Consider the following 16,349-nt stretch of genomic DNA (forward strand, 5'->3'; position numbering starts at 1 on the left):
CACTTTGTTTTCTAATACAGAATCCCGACCTTTAAGATTTACAGCTATGTGTTATTTGTCTTCTTCTTTGTCTTTGCTTTCTTTACCAGTAATCTCTTTTAATTCATCTAGTTGTTTTGTGTAATCTTTTTCTGGTAGAGCTACAAATCCTGCTTCTTCAGCTGATTTACCTTTGTCTTCAAAGATAAATTTCATGAAATCTTGGAATCCTTCATTTTCTTTTAGTTTTTTCTCGTTTGTATAAATGAACAATGGTCTACTTAAAGCATATGAACCATCTTGAATTGATTCTTTAGTTGGTTTAGTAACTTTACCACTATCATCTTTGATTTCAACGGCTTTTAATTTATCTTTATTTTCTTCAAAGAAATTATAACCGAAGTAACCAATACCTTGTTCATTTTTTTGAACTGATTGAACGATTACGTTTGTATCAGCGTTTTTCTCTGCTTTGATATCTCCGTCATCCATAACTTCTTCAGTGAAGAAATCATACGTACCATGTGATTGGTCTGGAGAAAATGATTTGATTTCTTTATCTGGCCATTCAGGATTAACATCTTTCCATGATTTTGCTTCGCCAGAATAAATATCTTTCAATTGATCTTTAGTTAATTCGTTTACAAAATCGTTTTCTTTATTAACTGCAATTGTTACGCCATCTTTTGCAACTTCAAATTCATTATATTTGATACCTTTATCTTCTAATTTTTTCTTCTCTTCATCTTTTATTGGTCTAGATGCGTTTGAAAAATCAGTATTCCCTGAAATGAATTTTTCGAATCCGCCACCAGTACCAGATGTACCAGATGAAACTGTAACATCGGAATTTTCTTTAGCAAATTTTTCGTTTAATTTTTCAATGATTGGACCTACTGTTGATGAACCGTCGCCTTTAACTTCGCCTTCGCCGCCACCAGAACCAGCATTTCCGCCGCCACAAGCGCCTAATAAAAGTGAAGAGCCAATTACTGTAGTTCCAAATACTTGCCATTTTTTCATTGAAACATCCTCCTAATAAATAAATAACCCTTAAAAGTTATATGTATTTCTTACAGTTCCTATATTACACACAATTTATTAAATACAAATATAGATACTGTAAATGTTTTGTTAATTTAAGGTTGCTTCTATTTACAAAGTTTATAAACACTATGAATTAATAAAGGAGTGACTTGAAAAGATTGATAATACAACGTTTTGGTCGAATTTTATATTACAAACAACTATGGAATTGTAATATAAAAAAGAAAAATCCTGAAACTACTATATAAAAAATAGTAGTTTCAGGATTGATTTGTTGAGAACTGTATTTTGAAGTCCAATTCATTCTAAAAATTGTGGACATTATTATTATGAAACAAGTTAGATGAAAATATCACTTTATAATAGAAGGAATTACTTTTCTATTCTTTCCCAACCTTTTTTAGTTAAAGCAATTTTACCAGAATCTATTGTGATAATTTTGTTCTTATATAAGTGTCCAATTGCTCTTTTGAATGAACCTTTACTCATATTGAAAATTTCTTTAATAGCTTCTGGACTCGATTTGTCTGAGAAAGGAAGTTCCCCATCATACTCTACGAGCAAGTCAAAGATGTTTTGACCATCATCATCAAGTCTTTCGTGTGCTAGCGGTAAAAATGAACCATTCAATTCACCTTTATCGTTTTGACCAATGATACGCACTTTTACATTTTCACCGAGACGTGGTTCCTCTTTACGTTCTGTTTCGTGAACAAAAATTTTATAACCCTCTTTTGATAGTAAGAAGCTGCCAATTCGTAATAAACGATATGGTCTTGCTTCGATGATTTTATTTTTCAATTCATTGTCGAAAACAGATTTATATGTTTGTTCTACTATTGTTTCTGTTGCTAAACGTGCGAACATATTGTTATCTCTATCAATACGTAACGTAACGAATAACTCATCACCTTGTACTGGCCATACTGATTTAACTTTTGGTAAATCTTCCCAAGGTATTAAAACTTCTCTTGGTAAACCTACGTCGACATGCGCACCATCACGATCTACTTTTAATACTTTTACAAAATCGTATTTATCAGTTGTTACGTCAGGCATATTTTGCGTAGCAAATAATGCACCTGATCTATTTGGGTAAATAAAGAAACTATATTCTTCCCCTATATTTAATTCGTCTTCATCTTTAATTTCGGATTGATTGAGTTTAACTTCTTCTCCGTTTGGTCCTTTTAACTTATATGTTGAGCCTTCTAATCCAACAACTTTAAGAAATTCTATAGAACCTACAATATCTTTTTCATCTTGGGCCATACTTTTCTCCTTCGTACATACAGATTTATTCTTATTTATTATAACATGCTATGAAGAAACTAGCATCACTACATCGAGAATGGTCGAAACAAGTTGATAAGTGTGTTATAATTTGTCCGGTAGATTAACGAAAAGGATAACGAAAAGGAGTAAATGCATGTTACAAGTTACTGATGTAAGTTTACGATTTGGTGATCGTAAACTATTTGAAGATGTAAATATTAAATTTACAGATGGCAATTGTTATGGATTAATAGGAGCTAATGGCGCAGGTAAATCAACGTTCTTAAAGATTTTATCAGGTGAATTAGATGCTCAAACTGGTCATGTTTCTATGGGTAAAGACGAACGTTTAGCAGTATTAAAACAGGATCACTTTGCATTTGAAGATGAACGTGTGATTGATGTTGTTGTTAAAGGACACGAACGTTTATATGAAGTAATGAAAGAAAAAGATGAAATCTATATGAAACCAGACTTCAGCGATGAAGATGGTATTAGAGCTGCAGAGCTAGAAGGCGAATTTGCTGAAATGGACGGCTGGAATGCTGAAGCAGATGCGGGTACCCTACTTTCTGGTCTAGGTATCAAAGCAGACCTACAAGATAAAACAATGTCTGAATTAGAAAACAATCAAAAAGTTAAAGTGTTATTAGCACAAAGTCTTTTTGGTAAACCTGACGTATTATTACTAGATGAGCCTACCAATGGTTTAGATATCCCCGCAATAAGCTGGCTAGAAGATTTCTTAATTAATTTTGAAAATACAGTTATTGTTGTGTCTCATGATAGACACTTTTTAAATAATGTTTGTACGCATATTGCTGACTTAGATTATGGGAAAATTAAATTGTTTGTTGGTAACTATGATTTCTGGTACCAATCAAGTCAACTTGCTATGAAAATGGCTCAAGATCAAAACAAGAAAAAAGAAGAGAAAGTTAAAGAATTACAAGATTTCGTGGCACGTTTCTCTGCAAACGCCTCTAAATCAAAACAAGCAACAAGTCGTAAGAAGCAATTAGAAAAAATCGAGATTGATGATATTCAACCTTCTTCTCGTCGTTATCCTTTTGTGAAATTCACACCTGAACGTGAAATTGGTAATGATTTATTACATGTCGACAATGTTTCTAAAACAATCGACGGTGTGAAAATATTAGATAATATTTCATTCTCTATGGATCCTAACGATAAAGCTGTATTAGTTGGTGATAGTGAATTTGCTAAATCAACATTACTTAAAATCTTAGCTGGTGAAATGGAACCAGATGAAGGTACAGTAAGATGGGGCGTAACAACTTCTCAAAGTTTCTTACCTAAAGATAACTCATTCTACTTCGAAGGTGTAGATACAAACTTAGTTGACTGGTTACGTCAATACGCACCTGAGGACGAACAAACTGAGACATTTTTACGTGGCTTCTTAGGACGTATGCTATTTAGCGGTGAAGAAGTTAAGAAAAAAGCGAGTGTCTTATCTGGTGGAGAGAAAGTACGTTGTATGCTAAGTAAAATGATGTTATCAAGTTCTAACGTGTTACTACTGGATGAACCTACAAACCATTTAGACTTAGAAAGTATTACTGCAGTCAATGATGGCTTGAAATCATTCAAAGGTTCTATTATCTTTACATCTTATGACTTTGAATTCATCAATACGATTGCAAACCGTGTTATTGATTTAAATCCAACTGGTGGTCTTTCTAAAGAAACGACTTATAGAGCTTATTTAGAAGAAACTGGTGTATTAAAATAATAACCATGTGTTATTGATTTAAATATAACGCAATAAATAAGAAGCGTATTCTATTTAATATGTAGTGTACTCCTCTTAAAATGTGGACATCTCTAATGCTTTTACAGCATTAGAGATGTCTTTTTCATTTGCTTTATTCATCTGATTTAGAGTGAAGCGCCCCACTGTTTGGGCTAATTACTTTCAAAATAAATTTTTGAATTATATAATCATAATTAATTCAAATGAACGGAGGAGTTATTTTAATGGAAAATTTAAATATGATTGATGGACAACTTTTACCACAAATCGGCTTCGGTACATATAAATTAAATGGTGCGCAAGGTGTACATGCAATCGTTAATGCGTTAAATCAAGGATACAGAATATTAGATACAGCTTATAACTATGAAAATGAAGGTACAGTGGGTAAAGCAATTGAAAGAAGTCATGTTTCAAGAGATCAAATCATTGTAACTTCGAAATTACCAGGTCGTTATCAAGACTATGATGCGACATTAACAGCTATACAAGAATCTATTTATCGATTAAATGTTGATTATATTGATCTATATTTAATTCATTGGCCAAACCCAAGACATAATAAATATGTTGAAGCTTGGCAAGCGATGATTGATGCTCAAAAAGCGGGACTTATTAAATCTATTGGTGTTTGTAATTTCTTACCAGAACATATAGAAAAATTAGAAAAAGAAACTGGTGTCTTACCTACTGTGAATCAGATTGAATTACATCCGTACTTTAATCAACAAGATATGGTTGAGTATAATAATACAAAAGGAATTATTACAGAAGCATGGAGTCCATTGGGTCGTGCATCTGAAGTAATAAAAGATAAAGACATCGCTGTAATTGCCGAAAAATATAATAAAACAATACCTCAAATTATATTAAGATGGCACGTTCAATTAGGTGTAGTGCCAATTCCAAAATCTACATCTATCACGAGACAAATTCAGAATCTAAATGTTTTTGATTTTAACTTAGAAGTTGAAGACGTAGAAAAAATAAACAACTTATCTCAAAAAGATGGTAGATTAAAAGGTCAAGACCCTGCAACATATGAAGAGTTTTAAAAATTGGAAATATAGAAAAGTGATTGTCATTAAACAGATTTAATTATATTTACACTTATAACGTAAAATGTATAAATATAATGTTGTATTTTTCAGTAAATTTAAAAAACTTGATAAAAGCGGTTTACAGTACATATAAGCATATGTATAATATGAATCATAAACAAACAAAAATTAAATATGGTTTTGATGAGGCGCATCAATCATTAGTAAATATTAGAAGAACCTGCCCGCTAGCAGCTAATTTTGAAAGGGTGAGATGCCGAAATAGTTATAATAGCAGCTTATAACACGTTGGACTTTATGGTTAAGAGCTAAGAGTCTGTCATTATTGTAAGATAATGGAGTGCATCACTTGTATATAAATTATAGAACAAGTTCGCATCCCGAACTTGTTCTTTTTTTAATACTGTGATTCTCCCCTATTGATTGAGGAGGATATAGAATTGAACAGAAGTGTTTTGAAATTTGGAGGTTCTTCAGTAAGTGATTTTACAAAAATAAAAAATATAGCGGAAATGTTGAAAATGAGAGTTAATCAAGGTGAACAACTTATTGTTGTTGTTAGCGCCATGGGCAAGACCACAGATGAGCTTATGGCTAATGTCTCTGCATTAACTACAAGCCCTAAAGATCAAGAACTTGCACTATTATTAACAACCGGTGAACAACAGACAGTTTCTTACTTATCTATGGTTTTAAATGATATCGGGGTAAACGCCAAAGCGATGACCGGATATCAAGCGGGTATTAAGACAATTGGACATCATTTAAAAAGTCGAATAGCAGAAATTAACCCTGATACATTCGAAATCGCATTTACAGAAAATGATGTTTTAGTAGTTGCTGGTTTTCAAGGCATTAATGAATCACTTGAAGTAACGACATTAGGTCGAGGTGGTTCAGATACTACTGCTGTTGCCTTAGCCGCAAGTAATGACACGGCATGTGAGATATACACCGATGTCGATGGTGTCTATGCTACAGACCCAAGATTATATAAAGATGCAAAACGACTTGAATACGTTTCTTATGAAGAAATGATGGAAATGAGTGCATTAGGTGCGTGCGTATTAGAAACAAGAAGCGTCGAATTAGCAAACAACTATCATATCCCGCTTTATTTAGGAAGAACTTTATCAAATGTGAAAGGAACATGGATTATGTCACAAGCAGAATTATTAGAAAAAGCAGTCACAGGTGTGGCGTTAGATACACATATGATGCACGTTACAATTAGTTATCCCCTACCAGATAATAGATTACTTACTGAGCTCTTTACTCAATTGGAAGAAGGTTCAGTTAATGTTGATATGATTTCTCAGATTATTAACTTGGAAGGATTACAAATGTCCTTTACTATTAAAGATACAGATGCTTTTCAGATTTCAACCATATTAGAAACTTTAAAAGAACAGTTTAATGCATTAGACTTCAAAATTAATGAAGCATACGTTAAAATCTCTTTAATTGGCTCTGGTATGCGTGATATTTCTGGTGTAGCATCAAAAGCATTCATTACTTTAATTGAAAACGATATTTCATTTTATCAAACTACAACATCAGAAATAAGTATTTCATGTGTGATAGATGCTGAGAATGGCGAACGAGCTGTTCGAACCCTTTATCAAGCTTTTGATATCTGAATTTTCGGAATATAATTAAGATTTATTAAAATAATAAAAATGGAGTGTATGGTATATGACAAAATTAGCATTGGCAGGCGCAACAGGTTTAGTAGGAAGAAAAATGTTAGAAACAATAGATCGCAAAGGTGTGGCCTTTGATGAGTTAGTGTTGTTCTCTTCAGCTCGCTCAGCAGGTGAAAACATTGAATTTCAAGGTAAAAACTATACTGTTAGAGAATTAACAGAAGAAGCGACTAAGGAATCATTTGATTATGTATTAATGAGTGCTTGGTGGAAGTACAAGTGAACACTTCTCCCCTATTTTTGAACAAGCGGGTGCAATTGTCATTGATAATTCAAGCCAATGGAGAATGACTGAAGGTGTAGACTTAATCGTTCCAGAAGTTAACGAACCTGTATTAGACAGAAAAATTATTGCAAATCCAAATTGCTCAACAATACAATCAGTTGTACCACTTAAACCATTACAAGAAGAATTTGGTTTGAAACGTGTTGCATATACGACATACCAAGCAGTTTCGGGTTCTGGGGTAAAAGGGAAACAAGATTTAGCAGAGGGAGCAAATGGTAAAGCACCTGAAGCATACCCACACCCTATTTATAATAATGTATTACCTCATATTGATACTTTCCTTGAAGATGGGTATACAAAAGAAGAACAAAAAATGATAGACGAAACACGTAAAATCTTAAAAGATGATGAATTGAAAGTTACAGCTACTTGTGTACGTGTGCCAGTTCAAGACAGTCATAGTGTTCACATGAGTGTAACGTTAGAAAAAGAAGCTACAGTATGTGCAATTCAAGAATTATTTGAAAATGATGACCGTGTGGTACTTGAAGATGATCCACAAAATAATGTATATCCGTTAGCTATTAATTCTACAGACAGAGATGAAATATTTGTAGGACGTATTCGCCGTGATGAAACATTAGATAATACATTCCATGTATGGTGTACTTCTGACAACTTATTGAAAGGTGCGGCATTGAATGCAGTGCAAATACTTGAACAAGTTATGAGCTTGAAAGGAGTAAAATAATATGGGACATATTTTTGAAGGCGTAGGTGTCGCTCTAACAACACCTTTTACACACAATGAAGTAGATTATGATGCACTTAGAAGACATTTGAAATACTTAATTGAAAATGATGTGAAATCGATTGTTGTAAATGGTACTACAGCTGAGAATCCGGCATTAACTGATGACGAAAAAGATCAAATATTAGAAGTAGTCGTAAATTATGTAGATGGACGCATTCCTGTAATTGTCGGTACAGGTACGAATAACACACAAAAATCAATTCAAGCTTCAGTTCGTGCTAAAGAAATTGGTGCAGATGCAATTATGCTAATCACACCCTACTATAATAAGACGAATCAACGTGGTTTAATTGCTCATTTTACGAAAATAGCAGATGCGATTAAATTACCAGTCATATTATATAATGTGCCTTCTCGTACAAATATGACTATAGAACCAGATACTGTTGAAACTTTAAGTAAGAATGAATATATTATTGCATTAAAAGATGCGACCAACGATTTTGATTATTTAGAAGAAGTAAAAGCACGTATCAACTTAAATGACTTTACACTTTATAGTGGTAATGACGACAATGTAGTTGAGTATTTTAATAAAGGTGGACATGGCGTTATCTCAGTAGTAGCTAACGTGATTCCTAAATCTTTTCAAGCGTTATATGATGCTAAACAAAATGGAGAAGATATTGAAAAACAATTCCAACCGATTCAAACATTGTTAGATGCATTAGCGGTTGATGTGAATCCTATTCCAGTGAAGGCACTCACAGCTGTAGAAGGCTTCGGAAATTATGAGGTGCGTTTACCACTTGTAACTTTAGAAGATGAAGACCGTCGAACATTAGAAAAAGCGTATGAACAATTTAAAGTAGGTGACAAAGTATGAAGATCGTATTAATAGGCTATGGTGCAATGAACCAACGTGTCGCAAGATTAGCTGAAGCAAAAGGACATGAAATAATTGGTGTTATTGTACGAGATGCTACCAAGGATTACCCGTACCCTACTTTTGAACGTATAGCAGATGCTAAAGAAGCAGATGTTGCAATTGATTTCTCCAACCCTGAACTGTTATTACCATTATTGGATGAAGACTTTAATTTACCATTAGTAATAGCAACGACTGGTGAAAAAGAAGAAATAATCAATAAACTTAAAGCATTAAGTGATCAAATGCCAGTCTTTTTCAGTGCGAATATGAGTTATGGTGTACATGCTTTAACAAAAATTTTAGAAGCGACAGTGCCCCTATTACAAGATTTCGACATTGAACTTACGGAAGCACATCATAATAAAAAAGTGGATGCGCCAAGTGGTACATTAGTAAAATTATATGATGTGATTGATGACTTGCGAGAAAAATCTACACCGGTATATGACAGACATGAGCATACTGAAAAACGCACACAAGATGAAATTGGTATCCATTCCATTCGTGGTGGCACGATTGTAGGAGAACATGACGTGCTATTTGTTGGTACTGATGAGACAATAGAGATTACGCATCGAGCACAGTCAAAAGATATTTTTGCAAATGGTGCAATCGGTGCAGCAGAAAAATTAATCAATAAGGCAAATGATTATTACACATTTGATAACCTATAAAAACTAAGGAGCGTATTAAATTATGGTACAACATTTAACGGCAGAAGAAATTATTAAATATATAAGTGATGCAAAGAAATCTACACCCCTAAAGGTTTATATTAATGGGAATTTTGAAAATGTAACCTTCCCTGATAGTTTCAAAGTGTTTGGTTCACCTGATTCAAAAGTTGTTTTCTGTGAAGCTGATGAATGGAAAACATTTTATGAAGCGAATCAATCTAGTATTGAAACTATAGAAATTGAAATGGATCGTCGTAATTCGGCTATTCCATTAAAAGATTTAACTAACACAAATGCACGTATTGAACCAGGCGCTTTCATCCGTGAACAAGCTATTATTGAAGATGGCGCAGTGATTATGATGGGCGCAACAATTAATATTGGTGCTGTAGTTGGTGAAGGTACAATGGTAGATATGAATGCAACACTTGGCGGCCGTGCAACTACTGGTAAAAATGTACATGTTGGTGCAGGCTCAGTATTAGTCGGTGTCATTGAACCACCTAGTGCTTCACCAGTAGTAATCGAAGATGATGTACTTATTGGTGCGAATGCAGTTATTCTTGAAGGTGTTCGTGTTGGTAAAGGCTCTATTGTGGCTGCAGGTGCAATCGTAACGCAAGATGTGCCAGCTGGATCAGTTGTTGCGGGTACACCTGCTAAAGTAATTAAACAGACAAGTGAAGTTGAAGATTCGAAACGTGAAATCGTTTCAGCTTTAAGAAAATTGAATGACTAAAGCTTAATTTCATGCAATTTCCACTTTTACTAAGTTAGTTATGGTTCTAGAATAATCAGAACTATGCTACTTAATACGAACATCCATAAATATTAATGTAGGAGGTTTAAGACGAGACAAGATGTAATAAATGATGGCGTTTATAACTTTTAAAAAGTTGCTATCCATTATACATTGATGAATCGGTCTTACCTCCTCATTTTTTTAATATTATGTTTTCGCTTTTTTATACATATAAACAAAGTGCTTTAGATTAAAATCTGAAGTTAATTAATAAAACTAAAAGGATTTGATTTAAAATGAATGAATTAGAATTCGTAACAACACATAGACGTCATTTGCATCAAAACCCAGAGCTAAGTCTACATGAATATGAAACTACTACCTATATTGCTTCTTTCTTAGATGAATTAGGTATCAGTTATGAACGCCCTCTTGATACAGGGTTGGTTGCTTATTTACCTGGGAACGGTGAGCATACGATAGCTTATCGTGCAGATATTGATGCATTGCCTATTTTTGAAGAAAACGATGTAGCTTACAAAAGTTTAACAGATAATGTAATGCATGCTTGTGGACATGATGGGCACACTACTGCGTTAATGCTCTTTGTTAAACGATGTAAAGCGATGGCTGATCAAGGAACGTTACCGCAAAGTATCGTTTTTATATTTCAACCTGCTGAAGAAACTGGTGGCGGTGCAAATCGATTAATTCGTGTTGGTGCTTTTAAAAATTATGAAATTGAAGCAGTATTTGGTATTCATGTTATGCCGTTTGAAAATGAAGGTAAAGTTGTTATACGAGATGAAGAAATAACAGCAAGTGCTACTGAATATAGATTTTATTTAAATGGCCTTTCTAGTCATGTAGCGGATAAAGAACAAGGACATTCTTGTGGAGAAGCATTACAACATGTATTAAGCCAAGTAGGACAAATTCAACAATATCATTTGAACGGTTTAAAACGAAATATTGTCCATATGGGTCATTTTGAAGCCGGAGAAGCGATTAATACTGTCCCTAGTCATGGTTATCTAGAAGGTACAATCAGAACATATGATGTTCATGACTTAGAAATCGTGAAACAACAAATGGCCAAAATTGCTGAAAGTGTCAGCTTATTATTTAATGTAGAATGTGAAGTGAAGTTTGAAGAAGGTTACCCACCTACTTATAATGATCCATTACTACGTAAACATGTTGAACTTGGATTGGAAAATGCAGATTTTGAAATTATTGATAAACCTACACCTTATTTATTTGGGGAAGATTTCAGCTTTTATAGTCGACTTGCGCCGAGTTATTTTGTATTTGTCGGTGTACGAGATGAAGCGAAGGGTTATGTAACTGGCTTACACACTTCTCATTTAAATTTTAATGAATATATGCTCATACGTATTGCAGATTATTATGAACAACTTCTAAAATCCTATAGCGAGGTGCGTGTACAATGACAGCCATTTGGTCAGTAGATACAGAGAAATTTTATGAAAATGCAGTAAATGTAGCGCAAGATAACCAACTCATGGCTGTAGTTAAAAATAATGCTTACCATTACGGTTTGGAATTTGCTGTTCAACAATTTAAAAAAGCTGGTATCCAAACTTTTAGTACAACTTCTTTGAGAGAAGCAATCCGAATTCGTAAACTTGCACCCGACGCTACGATATTTTTAATGAATGCAGTTTATGAATTCGATAAACTACGTGCTTATCATATTCAGATGACTTTACCTTCTCTAGACTTCTATTATGAACATGTAGAAGATTTATATGATATTCAAGTTCATTTAGAATATGAAAATTTATTACATCGTTCAGGATTGAAATCAATTGCAGAAATGAGAGAAGTCCTTATACATCATGCGCAAAATAAAAATGAACAGCGCATGATAATAACTGGCTTATGGACACACTTTGGATATGCAGACGAATTTGATGTTCCAGATTATGAAATTGAGCGAAAAGCATGGTTAGACGTTGTAGATACTTTATTGACTGAGGGCTATCAGTTTGATCTAATTCATGCTCAAAATAGTGCGAGTTATTATCGAGAAAATGGTGTTTTCCTCCATCATACACACGCACGTGTTGGCATTGCATTGTATGGTTCAAGACCATACAGTCATGTAGAGGAAACAGCAATTAAACAATCATTGACTGTTAAAGGTAATGTCATCCAAGTGCGTGAAGTTAATCAAGGAGATTATTGTGGGTATAGTTTTGCTTATGAAGCTACACAAGATGAAACAAGGTTAGCAGTCGTAGATGTTGGTTACGGCGATGGTATACTTAAATCAAGAGCACAACACGAAGCATTGATTAACGGTAAACGTTATCCTATACGTGCGTTAATGATGAGTCATATGTTTGTGGAAGTAGATAGCAATGTTCGTGCACAAGATGAAGTGATACTATATAATAACGATATACGCGTAGATGAGTTCACATTTAAAGGTGTGGGCGCGAATTCTGAACAATTAAGCGCGATGAATCATGACTCACTAATAAAGGAGTATAGATAAATTATGGTAGTAGAATACAATGATAAAGGAGAGCTTACAATTGGAGGTACAAGTCTTAAAACGATAGCACAAAGTTTTGGGACGCCTACGATTGTTTATGATGAAACGCAAATCAGAACACAAATGAGACGTTTTCATGAAGCTTTTCAAAAGAGCGGATTAAACTATAATATTTCATATGCTTCTAAAGCATTTACTTGTTTACAAATGGTTAAATTAGTAGAAGAAGAAGGACTCGAATTAGATGTAGTATCTGAAGGTGAATTATACACAGCATTAGTCGCTGGTTTTGATGCACAACACATACATTTTCATGGTAATAATAAGACAAAACGTGAAATACAATATGCCTTAGAAAGTAAAGTGGGTTATATTGTGATTGACTCTTTAGAAGAAATTGATATTATTAACCGTTATGCAAGTGAAGAAGTGAATGTAGTGTTAAGGTTAAATCCTGGAGTTGAAGCACATACACATGAATTTATTCAAACTGGACAAGAAGATAGTAAATTTGGCTTGTCTATCAAACATGGTTTGGCGATTGAAGGTGTCAAAAAAGTTAAAGATGCTAAGCGCTTAAATCTTAAAGGTGTTCACTTCCATGTAGGTTCGCAAATTGAAGGTACTGAAGCTATGATTGAAACTACTAAATTAGTTATCCAATGGCTGAAAGAAAATGACATTCAGATAGAATTGATCAATTTAGGTGGCGGCTTTAGTATTAAGTATGTCGAAGGTGATGTGAGCTTCCCTATCGAAGATGGTATTGCAGAAATAACTGAAGCAATTAAAACGATAGCACAAGAAGCTGATTACCCTATTCCAGAAATTGGTATTGAACCTGGACGTTCAATTGTAGGAGAAGCAGGTATTACTTTATATGAAGTAGGTACAATTAAAGATATTCCTAATGTGAATAAATATGTGTCAATCGATGGTGGCATGAGTGATCATATTCGTACCTCTCTCTATGATGCGAAGTATGAAGCTCTACTGGTTAATAGAAATGATCCAAAGGATGAAACTGTAACGCTGGCAGGTAAATTATGTGAATCTGGAGATATTATTATCAAAGATGCACAATTACCAAGTACAGTTAAACGTGGCGACTATTTAGCTATTCTATCAACTGGTGCTTATCATTATTCAATGGCATCAAATTATAACCAAATGCAGAAACCGTCCGTGTTTTTCTTGAAAGATGGAAAAGCAAGAGAAGTTATTAAGCGTCAATCATTACGCCAATTAATCATTAATGATACAAAATAAATGACTATATAAGAAAAAGGTTGCTAGCTACTCCCTACTGGGCATGCTAACAACCTTTTTTTAATGTTCTTAAAATGGTGTTTTAAGCGTGTTAAACAAACAATATAAAGTTCTGGATTATTTGGTCATGATTATAACTGAAAGCTCTTTAAATGCCTATATTGAATGAATATATGTATATTGCACACATTAAGAAAGCCTAACTCGATTTCATCGACGGAAATAGAGGATTACATGCTTGTCGCATGCATTAAGGCGCCCTAACATATTTAAAATGTAATCTAAGAAGCATTAGCGGATTACATGCTTGTCCCATGCATTAAGGCGCCCTAACATATTTAAAATGTAAAGGCGCCTATATATATAAAAAAAGAACCTTTGACAAGGTTCTTTTTAAATAAAGTCAATATAGAAATCTATATTATAGTTTAGCAACGTTTGCGGCTTGAGGACCGCGGTCGCCTTCAACTACTTCAAATTCAACTGATTGACCTTCTTCTAATGATTTGTATCCTTCTTGGTTAATTGCTGAGAAGTGTACGAACACGTCGTTTTCTCCTTCAACTTCGATAAAACCAAAACCTTTTTCGGCGTTAAACCATTTTACTGTACCTTGTTTCATAACTGTGAAACCTCCAAGACTAATATTCATTCAATATGCGTTATTCGCATATTACAAAAAATACAATTTCACAGTTCAAGTCTGTTAGTACAATATTCTTTGCAATATGGAATAAAACTATTGCTTGACTAACAGTATAAAGCAATTTAAATAAAATTGCAATACAAATCTGAATAAACTGTTTATTCAACAATAGGTAATTTATAATATACTTCATTATTATTTAAAACAATAAAACTATAGAATATTTGTAAATCTTCATCGCAATCTTCACAAAATCCTAAATCACAATTATTATAAAACGCATGAATATTATATTTTCCAACTAAATAGTTATCATAATCTTTTTTACATTTTAAAATGATTGATTGATATTGGCTTAACATCTCGTTATAAGTCTCAAAATTATGTTGTTCTACGATATGATCAGTCCAGTCACTAAATAACCACCAACCTTCATAGTCAGCCCGAATTTTTGCAACTGTCCACATTTCATTTCACCCTTTCATAGTCAGCTCAAAAACATTTTCAAAACATTTAAATAGCGTGTTCTAAATTTTAAGCTTAATAGAACAAGTTGATTATACTTATGTATGGTCTTCATACATTCACTCTAAATAAAATCCCCACGTTTATAAATAGATATGAATAGAACTAGTTATATACTTTATATAATTTAATTAGAGTCGCACAATTTGTCTATGTGTAATATTTTAACTAGATAATATACAAAATCAAGTTATCTGACTCATACTTTTGGCCTATATACATACGTAGCTCAAACGTAAATATTAGTTTTGTGGCCTAAAATTTCGTATAATACTACTAAGAGGTGATAATATGCAGTGCAAACACGTTAAAGTATTTGGAATGGTGCAAGGTGTAGGTTTCCGATACTATACACAGAAGATAGCTAGAAAGTATAATATTGTAGGCACAGTTGAAAATATTGATAATTATGTTGATATTTATGCGCAAGGAAATGAAAAAGCATTAACTCCATTTTTAAATGCAGTTATAGACGGTGCGTCACCTGCCTCGCATGTTGAAGATTATACTATAGAAGAATTGAATATTGATGAATCATTAAAGGATTTTAAAACTATATAAAGGAAGATGAAGTTTGAGATATACTATTTCACGTATTTTTGGGACAATCATAGCTTTTCCAGTAGCAGTTATCGCATGGTTTACTAGTGTTTTTGCTCTTGATATTTATGTTATATTTGATTTTCTTATTTCTGCGGTAACGTTCTTGGCAATTTACTTCCCTACTCAACGTTTAACTTCTAGAAAATATTTAAATGAAATTGGTCTATCACGTCGTGATTATCATTTTGTAAATAGTCAGTTAAACAATGCACAAGATAAGATTAGAAGAATTTTGAAAACATTTGTAAATGTGAGATCGATTAAAGATTTTAGACAAGTGAATGAAATATACCGAATTTCTCGTGCAATTTATTTTGCAGTGAAACAACAACCAGGTTCATTTTTCAAAGTAGAAGGTTTCTTCTATTCACATATTGATAATGCATTAAATTTAATTGAAGCATATACAAGATTATCTAAGTCACCTAAAAAATCTAAAGAAGAAAAACAAAAATTAGAACAAACAAGAATTACTTTAGACGAAGTGAAAAGAACTTTAGTTGCTGACTTGAAGAGAATTAATAACGAAGACTATAGCCAGTTAGATATAGAGATGGAATTAAACAAAATGGAACAGAAAAGAAATAAATAACATAGAATTAAG

General features: G+C 33.2%; 15 protein-coding genes, 1 pseudogene and 1 riboswitch. Of the genes and pseudogenes, 12 read left to right on the forward strand and 4 right to left on the reverse strand.

The genetic code is table 11. The features are described 5' to 3' along the window. Window positions 1-51: 51 nt before the first annotated feature. Together ABLV95_RS04780 and ABLV95_RS04785 are read right to left on the reverse strand one after the other, a co-directional pair. The gene (locus ABLV95_RS04780) at window positions 52-1,002 is read right to left on the reverse strand and encodes a PstS family phosphate ABC transporter substrate-binding protein (RefSeq protein WP_046465300.1); all 951 of its coding nucleotides are present in this window, start codon (window positions 1,000-1,002) and stop codon (window positions 52-54) included. A 396-nt stretch (window positions 1,003-1,398) separates the two neighbouring features. After that, the gene (locus ABLV95_RS04785; protein ID WP_046465301.1) at window positions 1,399-2,298 is read right to left on the reverse strand and encodes a CvfB family protein; all 900 of its coding nucleotides are present in this window, start codon (window positions 2,296-2,298) and stop codon (window positions 1,399-1,401) included. Between the two features lie 157 nt (window positions 2,299-2,455). Here ABLV95_RS04785 and ABLV95_RS04790 point away from each other — a divergent pair, with 157 nt between their 5' ends. The 10 genes and pseudogenes from ABLV95_RS04790 (at window position 2,456) to lysA (ending at window position 13,971) form a co-directional block, all read left to right on the forward strand. Next, on the forward strand, window positions 2,456-4,057 hold the full coding sequence (locus ABLV95_RS04790) for an ABC-F family ATP-binding cassette domain-containing protein (RefSeq protein ID WP_069815671.1): 1,602 nt from the start codon (window positions 2,456-2,458) through the stop codon (window positions 4,055-4,057). 245 nt (window positions 4,058-4,302) lie between these two features. Next, window positions 4,303-5,133, forward strand: coding sequence for an aldo/keto reductase (locus tag ABLV95_RS04795; protein ID WP_460876526.1), 831 nt, complete (start codon window positions 4,303-4,305; stop codon window positions 5,131-5,133). A 181-nt stretch (window positions 5,134-5,314) separates the two neighbouring features. Then, window positions 5,315-5,493: riboswitch (Lysine riboswitch) on the forward strand. Window positions 5,494-5,579: 86 nt separating this feature from the next. Further along, entirely contained in the window at window positions 5,580-6,779 is a 1,200-nt protein-coding gene (locus tag ABLV95_RS04800) for an aspartate kinase (protein ID WP_460876528.1), read from the forward strand. A 55-nt stretch (window positions 6,780-6,834) separates the two neighbouring features. After that, window positions 6,835-7,825, forward strand: a pseudogene (locus ABLV95_RS04805) (aspartate-semialdehyde dehydrogenase). 1 nt (window position 7,826) lies between these two features. Further along, the gene (dapA, locus tag ABLV95_RS04810) at window positions 7,827-8,714 is read left to right on the forward strand and encodes a 4-hydroxy-tetrahydrodipicolinate synthase (protein WP_460876531.1); all 888 of its coding nucleotides are present in this window, start codon (window positions 7,827-7,829) and stop codon (window positions 8,712-8,714) included. Beyond that, on the forward strand, window positions 8,711-9,433 hold the full coding sequence (gene dapB, locus ABLV95_RS04815) for a 4-hydroxy-tetrahydrodipicolinate reductase (protein WP_460876533.1): 723 nt from the start codon (window positions 8,711-8,713) through the stop codon (window positions 9,431-9,433). Before dapA ends, dapB begins: the two co-directional genes overlap by 4 nt. 22 nt (window positions 9,434-9,455) lie before the next feature. Next, on the forward strand, window positions 9,456-10,175 hold the full coding sequence (dapD, locus tag ABLV95_RS04820; RefSeq protein WP_460876536.1) for a 2,3,4,5-tetrahydropyridine-2,6-dicarboxylate N-acetyltransferase: 720 nt from the start codon (window positions 9,456-9,458) through the stop codon (window positions 10,173-10,175). A gap of 299 nt (window positions 10,176-10,474) precedes the next feature. Then, complete coding sequence (locus ABLV95_RS04825; RefSeq protein ID WP_460876538.1) at window positions 10,475-11,632, forward strand: M20 metallopeptidase family protein; 1,158 nt, start codon at window positions 10,475-10,477, stop codon at window positions 11,630-11,632. Further along, the gene (locus ABLV95_RS04830; RefSeq protein ID WP_427704465.1) at window positions 11,629-12,702 is read left to right on the forward strand and encodes an alanine racemase; all 1,074 of its coding nucleotides are present in this window, start codon (window positions 11,629-11,631) and stop codon (window positions 12,700-12,702) included. The genes ABLV95_RS04825 and ABLV95_RS04830 overlap by 4 nt, the downstream gene beginning before the upstream one ends. 3 nt (window positions 12,703-12,705) lie before the next feature. Further along, window positions 12,706-13,971 carry a diaminopimelate decarboxylase gene (gene lysA / locus ABLV95_RS04835; protein ID WP_460876540.1) on the forward strand — a complete coding sequence of 422 codons (1,266 nt, stop codon included), beginning with the start codon at window positions 12,706-12,708 and terminating at the stop codon, window positions 13,969-13,971. A gap of 421 nt (window positions 13,972-14,392) precedes the next feature. On the opposite strand, the gene cspA is transcribed toward lysA, so the two are convergent. Both cspA and msaA read right to left on the reverse strand, forming a co-directional pair. Next, window positions 14,393-14,593: a cold shock protein CspA gene (gene cspA, locus ABLV95_RS04840; RefSeq protein WP_002507639.1), complete on the reverse strand. Its 201-nt coding sequence runs from the start codon at window positions 14,591-14,593 to the stop codon at window positions 14,393-14,395. Between the two features lie 182 nt (window positions 14,594-14,775). Next, window positions 14,776-15,084 (reverse strand): regulatory protein MsaA, encoded by a 309-nt coding sequence (gene msaA / locus ABLV95_RS04845; protein ID WP_002507638.1) that lies wholly within the window; start codon window positions 15,082-15,084, stop codon window positions 14,776-14,778. A 349-nt stretch (window positions 15,085-15,433) separates the two neighbouring features. Here msaA and ABLV95_RS04850 point away from each other — a divergent pair, with 349 nt between their 5' ends. Both ABLV95_RS04850 and ABLV95_RS04855 read left to right on the forward strand, forming a co-directional pair. Continuing rightward, window positions 15,434-15,703, forward strand: coding sequence for an acylphosphatase (locus ABLV95_RS04850; RefSeq protein WP_046465312.1), 270 nt, complete (start codon window positions 15,434-15,436; stop codon window positions 15,701-15,703). Between the two features lie 13 nt (window positions 15,704-15,716). Then, a complete protein-coding gene (locus tag ABLV95_RS04855; RefSeq protein ID WP_046465313.1) occupies window positions 15,717-16,337 on the forward strand; it encodes a 5-bromo-4-chloroindolyl phosphate hydrolysis family protein in 621 nt (206 codons plus the stop codon). Window positions 16,338-16,349 lie beyond the last annotated feature (12 nt).

Origin of the sequence: Staphylococcus sp. Mo2-1, from assembly GCF_046721385.1 — a bacterium.
Lineage (GTDB): Bacteria > Bacillota > Bacilli > Staphylococcales > Staphylococcaceae > Staphylococcus > Staphylococcus equorum_A.